Genomic DNA, 10,564 nt, shown 5'->3' on the forward strand with positions numbered 1-10,564 from the left:
ACAGCTGGATTAACTAATTGCCAAAAACAGCCGAGCGATTTTCGCCTGGCTGTTTTTGTTATACATACGCTATACAATTTCCGCTATAATAGGAACGTACATAGAATGATAGGCAGCAAAGGGGGATGTAAAATGTCTGATTATTCCATTTTGATTCAAGGGATCAAGAAGAAAACTGGCATTGACTTATCTTTATATAAAGAAGCCCAGATGAAAAGGAGACTTACTTCTTTATATGAGAAAAAGGGTTTTAAAGATTTCAAAGAATATTTTCAGGCTATTCAATCCAATCAAGAACTGTTGGATGAATTCTTGGACCGCATGACGATTAATGTGTCAGAATTTTACCGCAACGCAGTGCGTTGGAATGTACTGGAAAAGAAGATACTTCCAGAGCTTTTGCAAAATAATAAGCGACTGAAGATTTGGAGCGCTGCCTGTTCTACGGGTGAAGAGCCGTATTCCTTAGCGATGGTATTATCCTCACACGTGCCGCTGCGGGATATTTCCATACTGGCTACCGATTTGGATTTGGGCGTAATCGACCGGGCGAAAGTCGGTTTATATGGCGAACGTTCATTGAAGGAAGTGCCGAAACCGATTGTCGCTAAATATTTCGTCAGAGAAGGGCAGTCGTATCAAGTATCAGATGAAATCAAAAAAACTGTCACGTTTAAACAACATAATCTATTGGAAGATCGCTATGATACGAATTATGACTTGATTGTGTGCCGAAATGTCATGATTTATTTCACTGAAGAAGCGAAAGATCAAATTTATACGAATTTTTCTAAAGCATTGAAACCTGGCGGGGTGTTATTTGTCGGCAGTACTGAGCAAATATTCAATCCTGAAAAATATGGTTTCGAATCAATGGATACATTTTTCTACCGTAAAAAATAAATTTAATTCAAAGGAGGAAAAGAACATGCGGTTTATCACAGCTGGAGAATCACATGGTCCGCAATTAACAGCCATCATCGAAGGACTTCCTGCACAGATGGAATTGACGGCTGAAATGATCAACAAAGAACTAAAAAGAAGACAGGGCGGACACGGAAGAGGACGTCGTATGCAGATTGAAAAAGACCGCGTGGAAATTTCCTCAGGCGTACGTCACGGGAAAACGATCGGTTCACCGGTGACACTGACTGTCGTTAATGATGACTGGAAACATTGGACATCCATTATGGGCGTTGAACCGCTCGGAGAAGATGTGAATCCTGAAGATGTGAAACGCCAGATTACGAGACCTCGTCCAGGTCACGCAGATCTAGTAGGCGGCATGAAGTATGGTCACCGGGATTTGCGAAATGTACTGGAACGTTCATCTGCACGTGAAACGACGATGCGTGTAGCGATTGGTGCAGTGGCTAAGCAATTTTTACGCCAATTAGACATCCATACAGTAGCGCATGTAACGGAAATCGGAGGAATTGAAACGGATCCTGCTACATACGCAAATTTATCTATGGAAGAATTACGGGAGATCGTAGAAGAAGATCCGGTCTACTGCGCGGATAAAGAAGCTTCCGCTAAAATGACGGAAGCAATCGATGATATAAAAAAACGCGGAGATACACTTGGCGGTGTCGTAGAAGTAATTATCGAAGGCTGCCCTCCAGGAATCGGAAGCTATGTGCAGTTTGATCGCAAGATGGACGGTAAATTAGCGGGCGCGATGATGAGTATCAATGCATTCAAAGGTGTTGAAGTGGGTCTAGGGTTTGATATGGCTAAAATGCCGGGCAGTGAAGTGCATGATGAAATCAGCTGGAACGAAGAATTGGGCTATTACCGTAAGTCGAATCGTTTAGGTGGATTAGAAGGCGGCATGACAACAGGAATGCCTATCGTGGTGCGTGGTGTCATGAAACCGATTCCTACTCTTTATAAGCCGCTTGAAAGTGTTGATATCGACACTAAAGAATCATTCGTTGCGACAATTGAGCGTTCAGATCCTTGTGCGGTGCCTGCAGCTTCTGTTGTTGCAGAGCATGTGATTGCGACAGAAATGGCGAAAGCGATTATGGAAGAATTCCGTTCTGATACAATGGAAGGTCTCCAGAAAGATATTGAACAATATAGACAGTATGTAAAGGAGTTTTAAGATGGAGAAATTAACTGTTTCCGTCAAAGAACATACGTACAATGTCCATGTCGGTTCGAACACGTACGAGCTGTTTGCCACTGAATACGCTGATTTGATCAGCAGTACCGACAAGATCGGAATTATTGCAGATGCTCATGTGGCTAAATTGCATCTGCCTTTACTGAAGGACGCACTGGCTAAAACAGGACGTGAGATTTCCGTCAAGATCGTGCCGGGCGGAGAACGCTGTAAAACCCCTGATGTCTATGTAGAGTGCCAGTCATTTTTGCTGAAGGAAGGGTTTACACGGAACTCCCTTCTCCTTGCGTTTGGTGGGGGCGCGTGTGGAGATTTGACAGGTTTCGTAGCAGCGACGTTTATGCGGGGGATCCGTTTTATACAATGCCCTACAACTGTACTCGCACATGACAGTGCAGTAGGCGGCAAGACGGCGATCAATATGCCGGAAGGGAAGAATATGGTCGGATCTTTCCACCAGCCTTCTGCAGTGCTGTTTGATACGGATGTCTTTAAGACATTACCAGCTTCAGAAATGCGTTCGGGGATGGCAGAACTGATCAAGCATGCTTTTATTTCAGATGCCAGCTGGTCAGATGAACTTCTAAATGAACAGCAATTTTCAGCACCTTCGATCGAATGGCTGCAAAAAGAACTGCTGCAGGGAATCAAAGTGAAAGCGCAAATCGTTGGAGAAGATGAATTTGAACATTCGACTCGAAAGTTTTTAAACTTCGGCCATACATTTGGCCATGCTGTTGAGGCTGCATCAGGATTCGGCAGTCTCAGTCACGGAGAGTGTGTCATGATCGGAATGGGCTATGCGTTTATTTTAAGTGAGAAACACGGTGATATTCCGTCTGAATTTACAAATCGTTATCTGCGATTTGCCAAGCATAACGGTTATACATTTGAGTCGGTATTTTCTTATTCGTTCGAAGAGTTGCTATCTTATATGCAGAAAGATAAAAAGGCTTCATTCGGAAAGATGAATTTTGTTTTGCTGAAAGAAGTCGGGCAGCCGTTCGTTCAGGAAATCAGCACGGCACAGTGTCTGGAAGTGTTTGAAGAGTTTAAGCAAAGACTGGAAAGCGGGGGAATTGTGTGACGGTTAGAGGGATTAGAGGTGCAACGACTGTAGAACAGGATGATGCACAGGAGATTTTATTGGCCACAGAAGAATTGGTGCTGGAAATGGCGAAAGCTAACGAATTTGAACCTGAAGATATTGCATCTATCGTTGTTTCAACGACAATGGACGTAAAAGCGGCATTTCCTGCTAAATCAATTCGATCAATCGAAGGCTGGACGTATGTGCCAGTCATGTGCACGCATGAAATCGATGTGCCAGGCTCTATGCGTAAATGCATCCGTGTCATGATGAACGTTAACAGTGAGAAAAAACAGCATGAGATTCAACATATCTACCAGAATAAAGCAGTTCAGCTGCGGCCAGATCTGCAAAAATAATTGATTACTCATAAAGGAAGGTGACCCGGCTTATGAATTGGAAGCCTGTCTTATCAACGATGAAACCTTATGCACCAGGACGTTCGATTACCGAAGTAAAACGTACATACGGACTCCAGGATGTGAACAAGCTCGCATCCAATGAAAATCCCTACGGTTCATCTCCCGCCGTTGCGGAATATTTACGTTCGAAAGCTGATCAATTTGAAATGTACCCAGATGTTTATACGGCAGGTTTGCGAACAAAATTAGCAGAGTTCCATCAAATAGATCCAACTGAAATTTTATTCAGTAACGGTTCTGATGAAATGGTAACGATTCTTTCCCGTGCTTTATTGCAGTCAGGAACCAATACGGTGATGGCGGATGTGACGTTCCCTCAATATGCACATAATGCAAAGATTGAAGGCGCAGAAATGCGGGTAGTTCCTATTCTTGAAAATGGAGATCACGACTTAGAAGGATTTTTACGGGCAGCGGATGAGGATACGGCAATTATTTGGGTGTGCAATCCCAATAATCCTACCGGTAATCTCCTTTCTAGTAAAGCGGTCAAAGACTTCTTAGATCGTGCACCTAAGACTGCACTCGTCGTACTGGATGAAGCGTACTTTGAATTCGTTACAAATCCAAATCAAGAAGATTCACTGAAGTGGATTCATGACTATGATAACTTGATTGTTATGCGTACATTCTCTAAAGCTTACGGACTGGCAAGCTTCCGTTTAGGGTATGCCGTGACGAATAAAGATCATGTAGCAGCATTAAATAAAGTGCGAAATCCGTTTAATAATAACTCGCTTGCACTGGCTGTAGCAGAAGTGGCGCTTGAGGATCAGCAATTCTTACAGAACTGTGTTTCGAAAAATGACATGGAACGAAAGAGATATGTGGAGTATGCCAAGAAAAACACCCTTGCAATCTATCCTTCCGAGACAAACTTTGTTTTGATTGAAGTGCCGGTTGATGCAGATGAAGCTTGTGAAGTGCTGTTGCAACACGGATTTATCGTCCGCAGCGGTAATTTGCTGGGAACACCGGGATTTGTCCGGATCACGATAGGGACGGAACAGCAGAATACGGATTTATTTAAAGCGTTCGATGTATTATTAACTTTAAAGTAAGGATAGATGACAATGAAAACGACTGTAAGTATTATAGGACTCGGCCTGATCGGAGGATCTCTCGGTCTGGCCCTGAAAAGAAATCCCGATGTACATGTAATAGGTTTTGACCGTTCATATGCGACCGCAGACGAAGCATTCCGCAGGGGAATCATTGACTCAGTCGCACCTTCAGCAAAATCAGCCTGTGAACAGGCTGACTTTGTCATTTTCGCGACACCGGTAAATACGACAGTCGCTCTTTTTGAAGAAGCGCTTAATTGGGAATTCAAAGAACATGCGATTGTCTCAGATACTGGAAGCACCAAAAAGCCAATTATGCAGGCTGCAGAAGCACTTAAGGAGAAAGGTATTCATTTCATCGGGGGTCATCCGATGGCAGGTTCACATAAAAGCGGTGTATCGGCTGCGATGGAACATCTTTTTGAAAATGCCTATTATATTTTGACGCCTAATGATTCCACGACAGAACAACAAATTACTCAATTTGAAAATCTATTGGAATCAACAAAAGCGAAATTGATTGTCTTGCAGGCGGAGGAGCATGACCGCATGACCGCGATTATCAGTCACTTCCCACATATTGTGGCGTCTTCATTAGTCGGCCGTTTAGCTGCACAGGAAGAAGGACAGCCCTTCGTCAAAAGACTGGCGGCAGGCGGATTCCGTGATTTGACGCGCATTGCATCCGCAGATCCGATCATGTGGCGGGATATTACCATTCAAAATCGGGAAGAGCTGCTGTCGCAAGTAGACGGCTGGATGGGTGAGATGAATAATATCCGCGAGATGCTTGTGGAAAACAATTCCGATCATATATATAATTTCTTTAGTCAAGCAAAAGAATACCGTGATCAATTGCCTTCGACTTACGATGGGGCAACTCAAGGCGCACTCTATATGACATTTGATTTGCATATCGACATACCTGACCATCCGGGGGTCATTTCAGAAATCACTAAGATTCTGGCAGATGCGGATATCAGTTTGACAAATATTCGAATCGTGGAAACGAGAACAGACGTATACGGTATTTTGGTAATCAGTTTCCAATCCGCAACAGAGCGAAAACGTGCTCGGCAAGTGCTGTCGAAGAAAACGGATTACTCTATGCACGTACTTTGATTCAGCAATTTCATTTTGAAGGAGGAGAGCGAGATGCCAGAAGAAAAGATAATTTCATTCGAACAGCCCGTCCTTCGTGGAACATTGCAAGTACCAGGGGATAAATCTATTTCTCATCGCGCGGTGATGCTTGGCTCCATCGCAAAAGGCAAGACATCCATTACAGGTTTCCTCGACGGCGAAGATTGTCTGAGCACGATCAGCATGTTTCAGCAGCTGGGGGTTTCTATAACGCGTGAAGGGACCGCCGTTCAAGTGGATAGTCCCGGAATTGCCGGCTGGAAAACGCCAGCTGAGAAGCTTGACGCTGGAAACTCCGGTACCACAGCCCGTCTGATGCTCGGTATTTTAGCGGGATCATCCGTGACGTCCACAATGTGTGGCGATCAGTATTTAACCAAACGTCCAATGAAACGTGTAACTGCACCACTTGCCTTAATGGGCGCTGCCATTACTAACGAAGCGCAGAAAGATTACTTGCCGCTTACTGTACAAGGATCGAAGCTGCAGGCAATAGATTATCAGATGCCTGTAGCAAGTGCCCAAGTGAAATCCGCTGTTTTATTGGCGGGACTTCAGGCGGAAGGTGAGACAACTGTTACCGAAACAGATGTTTCACGAGATCATACAGAACGCATGTTACGTCAGTTCGGTGCTAAACTATCTCAAGACGGAAAAACGATCCGCATAAAAGGCAGGCAGCAATTGACCGGCACAGATGTGGTAGTGCCTGGAGATATCTCATCTGCCGCTTTCTTCATGGTTGCGGCTGCAATGACAGCGGACAGCGACGTTTCGTTTGAAAAAGTTGGCTTGAATCCGACACGGACAGGTATACTGGATGTATTGGAAGCAATGGGTGTCCAGATGGAGCTGTCAGACGAGCAAGGTTTTGATGGTGAACGGTATGGAACTGTTAGAATACGACATTCGAAGCTGAAGGCGACAGAAATTGGCGGTGAGCTCATCCCGAGACTGATAGACGAATTGCCCGTACTCGCTCTGTTGGCGACGCAGGCGGAAGGTCGGACAGTGATTAAGGACGCACAAGAGCTGCGGGTGAAAGAAACGGACCGAATTGAAGCGGTCGCGGCTGAACTCCGAAAGCTCGGGGCGAATATTGAGACAACGCCGGACGGAATGATTATTAGTGGACCGACCCAGCTGCATGGTGCCACGCTTGCATCATATGGGGACCATCGTCTCGGTATGATGGCAGCTGTTTCAGGTCTAATAACGGATGGCCCTGTTCATATTGACGATCCTTCTTGTATTGCGATTTCGTATCCGCAATTCTTCGAAGATCTAGAGAGTCTAGTGAACGTATAAAGATTTACAGAAAGCTCAGGTGAAATAATGAATACATTGCAGGAACTGGAGCAACTTTTATTGGATGGGGATTTGGAATCCCTCAACGATAGAATAGAAAAACTTCAAGCCTCAACAGAGTTTGATCAGCTGTATGATGCGGCAAATCTCTTTATAGATTATGGTTTTCTCAGCCAGGCTGACGCTATTTTTTCTCAGTTGCTTGATTTCTTACCGGATGAAGCTCAGTTGAAGATTGACCGTGCTGCTGTGTTATTGGAACTCGGCGAAGAAGATGACGCATTGCTATTGCTGACGGAAATAAAGCCCGAAGACGAAGAATATGCTCAGGCACTACTTGCACAGGCGGATTATTATCAGACGATCGGTCTCGCAGAAACAGCACTTTCTAAAGTCCGAGAAGCGAGCACACTGGCCCCTCACGAACCGGTGATCCAGCTGGCAGAAGCAGAATTGCTGCTGGATTCCGGTAGATACAGTGAAGCGGTGAGAATTTATCAGAAGCTACATGAGAAGACGGATGAAATTGCGGGGGTACGCTTGTCTTCGCGTCTCGCAGAAGCTTACAGTGCAGGAGCGGCCTACGAGGAAGCAATTCCTTACTACGAAGAGCTGCTGGACCAGGAAACGAACCCGAATGAATTATTTGGAATCGGTCTGGCATATTATCAGACAGAGCGGTATACAGACGCGCTCAACAAACTGGAGCAGCTTCTCGAAATGGACCCTGATTACTTCTCTGCCTATATGCTGGCGGGACAAAGCCATTCGCATCTGAATGAAGACGCACAGGCACTGGAACTATTCCAGAAGGGGATTGAGCGGGATACTTATGATAAAGAACTTCAGCTTGCAGCAGGAAAGTCTGCTCTCAAACTTCAGTTGCCGCAAGAATCAGAGCGTTATCTGAAAGAGGCACTTGTGCTGGATCCTGAATATATTGATGCCCTCGTTACGCTAGCTTCCTTGTACGATCAGCAGGAAAATGATGATGCGTTGATCGAATTGCTTACCTATTCAGAAGCGGATCAATTAGAGATTCCACTGCTGCATGCGTTTCTGGCATATGCATATGAACGTATTGAAAACTATAAAGAGGCATATGAAATGTATAGGAAAGCATATGATGGAATGCAAGAGGATGCCGGCTTCATGGATCAGTATGCGAAGTTTTTATTGGAAGAAGGTAAGCAAACTGAAGCACTGAAGGTAATTCGGAAGCTTGTGGAAATTGCTCCAGAGGCTGAAGAATGGAAGGTGTATCTCGAAGGGCAATCTGAAGAGGAGGTGTGAAATGAATGCCATGGTTCCTGTAACCGCTAAGAAAGACTTTTTAAGGTGGTTTTTAAAGCGCTATCGGCTAAAGCGCCGGGAATGTGTATGGATTTTAAATTATCTTCTTAGCAATGAGCATTTATTGACCAATGTTCACTTTACAGACGAAGCTCATCATTGTCCGCGGGCAATGATAATTTCCACCACGGAAGTAGACAGTATTCCATTTCGTTTTTATAAAGGAAACTTAATGACTGCTGATGCTGAAAAATCATTTCACGACTTACGGCTTCATCCGGATGAAAAAATGTACATTCAGCTGAATTTTAAAAACAGCAATAAGTGTCCAGAATATGCCAGTGTTGCAGAAGAAAATCCATATCTACCGGAAGACCTGCTGACCAAACGGAAGGATCAGGAAATCGCTGAGCGTCTGTTGGAAGAAAGCGTGACGCTAATGACGAATGAGATGCTGATGAAACGAATTGACGAAGCGCTCGATAAGGGCGATCGCGAACTTTTTATCAGCTTGACGGCACTTCTGAATGAAATGAAAAAAGATAAGGGCCAATGACCAATGACTTCGCCACTTCCGGTGAAGTCATTGGTTTGCCTTGCGGTAAAATATGCGCTAGACTTTAGGAAGCATTGAGGGAGGAATGAATATGAACTGGGTTCCAAAAGATGTGGATACATATATCAACCAAAAGGAGTACATTGACACCGTAGTAGTACCGTTGATCGCCGTCGATACGAAGCCGGAAACAATGAAAAACAGTGCGTCCTCCTCAGAATTTCTGATGAATCTTTCAAAATTCATTGAAAAACAATTTAAAGGACGGATGATGTTCCTGCCTCCTGTATCGTATACACAGTCAACGAACATTCAACAACTGGCAGACACTCTCTCAGAAGATTTGAAACAGTCTTCTTTTCCGCATGTTTTCTATCTGACTACTGATCCGAAGTGGACAAGTGTTTCTACCGATGAGAAAGTGATCTGGCTGCCTTCTATCCCACTTGAGACGATGGACGACCATCTGCGCCAAACGATTATGGAGGACCAGCTGAGACAAGTTCTGACGCATTTCATGGAGAAATGGAACGTGCAGTAAGAAAACGAATGAAAAATGGTTTTATGTGCAACATTGAGTAGATAAGATGAAAAATTCTTTTTCGTTACAGCTGACAAGTAAATTACCTTGCTGCAAGTCCTTTTTTCAGACTGCATAGCTTTTGTAAACGGTCTATTTAAGAAATATTTAAGAACTGTTCTCGTTTGTCACCAAATCTTAATATTTGTTCACAAACTTAAAGGCCTACTAAAAGCATTATTGAATTTACTTTCATCTTGATATATCATAGATATGTCCTAGTATTATAATTAGCAAAAGAATGTCCGTGGGACTGACTTTGGAGTAAGAGGAGGGAAATTACTGATGAGCAATAAAGTGTCTAGACGCACGTTCCTGAGCTATACACTAATGGGAACTGGTGGGTTCATGGCTTCTGCGATGCTGATGCCGATGATTCGCTTTGCAATTGATCCTGTATTGGCGAGTGCTGGCAGTTCGGATTTTATCCCGACACCACAAAAAGAGGCTGAGTTGACGGAAACTCCGGTTCGAGTAGACTATACAATTAAAGACCGTCAAGACGCATGGTATACTTCTGACGAATCAAACACAGCTTGGGTTTACAAAGAAGGCGACAAGGTCATCGCACTTTCTCCAGTCTGTAAGCACCTTGGGTGTACAGTTAACTGGGAAGGCGACGAGCATAAAAATGAGTTTTTCTGCCCATGTCACGCAGGACGTTACAAAAAAAATGGTGCCAATATACCAGGAACACCGCCACTTGGACCGCTTGATGAGTATGAAGTGGAAATCGTTGACGGGTTTGTCTATCTTGGTACAACAATACCGAACACATTAGTCTAAAGGGTAAGGGGGTACGACCACAGTGTTAAATAAAATTTATGATTGGGAGGATGAACGGTTAGATATCACTCCAATTTGGCGAGATATCGCTGACCATGAAGTACCTGAGCACGTAAACCCTGCACATCATTTTTCTGCATTCATCTATTGTTTCGGAGGTTTGACGTTCTTCGTTACGGTGATTCAAATCT

At 44.1% G+C, this 10,564-nt stretch carries 11 protein-coding genes and 1 pseudogene; all 12 read left to right on the top strand.

The window, feature by feature from the left end; all coding sequences use genetic code 11:
* Positions 1-132: 132 nt before the first annotated feature.
* Entirely contained in the window at positions 133-903 is a 771-nt protein-coding gene (locus tag Q1J64_RS09900; RefSeq protein ID WP_301108902.1) for a CheR family methyltransferase, read from the top strand.
* A gap of 25 nt (positions 904-928) precedes the next feature.
* Entirely contained in the window at positions 929-2,110 is a 1,182-nt protein-coding gene (gene aroC / locus Q1J64_RS09905) for a chorismate synthase (protein ID WP_301108903.1), read from the top strand.
* A 1-nt stretch (position 2,111) separates the two neighbouring features.
* Complete coding sequence (aroB, locus tag Q1J64_RS09910) at positions 2,112-3,218, top strand: 3-dehydroquinate synthase (protein WP_301108904.1); 1,107 nt, start codon at positions 2,112-2,114, stop codon at positions 3,216-3,218.
* Entirely contained in the window at positions 3,215-3,580 is a 366-nt protein-coding gene (aroH, locus tag Q1J64_RS09915; protein ID WP_301108905.1) for a chorismate mutase, read from the top strand. Before aroB ends, aroH begins: the two co-directional genes overlap by 4 nt.
* Before the next feature lie 32 nt (positions 3,581-3,612).
* Entirely contained in the window at positions 3,613-4,704 is a 1,092-nt protein-coding gene (gene hisC / locus Q1J64_RS09920; protein WP_301108906.1) for a histidinol-phosphate transaminase, read from the top strand.
* Between the two features lie 12 nt (positions 4,705-4,716).
* Positions 4,717-5,829, top strand: coding sequence for a prephenate dehydrogenase (locus Q1J64_RS09925; RefSeq protein ID WP_301108907.1), 1,113 nt, complete (start codon positions 4,717-4,719; stop codon positions 5,827-5,829).
* A 33-nt stretch (positions 5,830-5,862) separates the two neighbouring features.
* Positions 5,863-7,158, top strand: a complete 1,296-nt coding sequence (aroA, locus tag Q1J64_RS09930; RefSeq protein ID WP_301108908.1) for a 3-phosphoshikimate 1-carboxyvinyltransferase — start codon at positions 5,863-5,865, stop codon at positions 7,156-7,158.
* Positions 7,159-7,185: 27 nt separating this feature from the next.
* Positions 7,186-8,451: a tetratricopeptide repeat protein gene (locus Q1J64_RS09935; RefSeq protein WP_301108909.1), complete on the top strand. Its 1,266-nt coding sequence runs from the start codon at positions 7,186-7,188 to the stop codon at positions 8,449-8,451.
* A gap of 1 nt (position 8,452) precedes the next feature.
* Positions 8,453-9,007, top strand: coding sequence for a ReoY family proteolytic degradation factor (locus Q1J64_RS09940; RefSeq protein WP_301108910.1), 555 nt, complete (start codon positions 8,453-8,455; stop codon positions 9,005-9,007).
* A gap of 91 nt (positions 9,008-9,098) precedes the next feature.
* Complete coding sequence (locus Q1J64_RS09945; protein WP_301108911.1) at positions 9,099-9,548, top strand: DUF2487 family protein; 450 nt, start codon at positions 9,099-9,101, stop codon at positions 9,546-9,548.
* 321 nt (positions 9,549-9,869) lie between these two features.
* Positions 9,870-10,373 carry a Rieske (2Fe-2S) protein gene (locus tag Q1J64_RS09950; RefSeq protein ID WP_301108912.1) on the top strand — a complete coding sequence of 168 codons (504 nt, stop codon included), beginning with the start codon at positions 9,870-9,872 and terminating at the stop codon, positions 10,371-10,373.
* A gap of 22 nt (positions 10,374-10,395) precedes the next feature.
* Positions 10,396-10,564 (top strand): annotated as a pseudogene (gene qcrB, locus Q1J64_RS09955) (menaquinol-cytochrome c reductase cytochrome b subunit); the annotation flags it as partial.

Origin of the sequence: Sporosarcina sp., assembly GCF_029257255.1 — a bacterium.
Taxonomy (GTDB): Bacteria; Bacillota; Bacilli; order Bacillales_A; family Planococcaceae; genus Sporosarcina.

Excerpts from the sequence above, each read along its gene's own strand:
- Q1J64_RS09900 (WP_301108902.1), top strand. The coding sequence starts at position 133 with ATGTCTGATTATTCCATTTTGATTCAAGGGATCAAGAAGAAAACTGGC.
- aroC (WP_301108903.1), top strand. The coding sequence starts at position 929 with ATGCGGTTTATCACAGCTGGAGAATCACATGGTCCGCAATTAACAGCC.
- aroB (WP_301108904.1), top strand. The coding sequence starts at position 2,112 with ATGGAGAAATTAACTGTTTCCGTCAAAGAACATACGTACAATGTCCAT.
- hisC (WP_301108906.1), top strand. The coding sequence starts at position 3,613 with ATGAATTGGAAGCCTGTCTTATCAACGATGAAACCTTATGCACCAGGA.
- Q1J64_RS09925 (WP_301108907.1), top strand. The coding sequence starts at position 4,717 with ATGAAAACGACTGTAAGTATTATAGGACTCGGCCTGATCGGAGGATCT.
- aroA (WP_301108908.1), top strand. The coding sequence starts at position 5,863 with ATGCCAGAAGAAAAGATAATTTCATTCGAACAGCCCGTCCTTCGTGGA.
- Q1J64_RS09935 (WP_301108909.1), top strand. The coding sequence starts at position 7,186 with ATGAATACATTGCAGGAACTGGAGCAACTTTTATTGGATGGGGATTTG.
- Q1J64_RS09940 (WP_301108910.1), top strand. The coding sequence starts at position 8,453 with ATGAATGCCATGGTTCCTGTAACCGCTAAGAAAGACTTTTTAAGGTGG.
- Q1J64_RS09945 (WP_301108911.1), top strand. The coding sequence starts at position 9,099 with ATGAACTGGGTTCCAAAAGATGTGGATACATATATCAACCAAAAGGAG.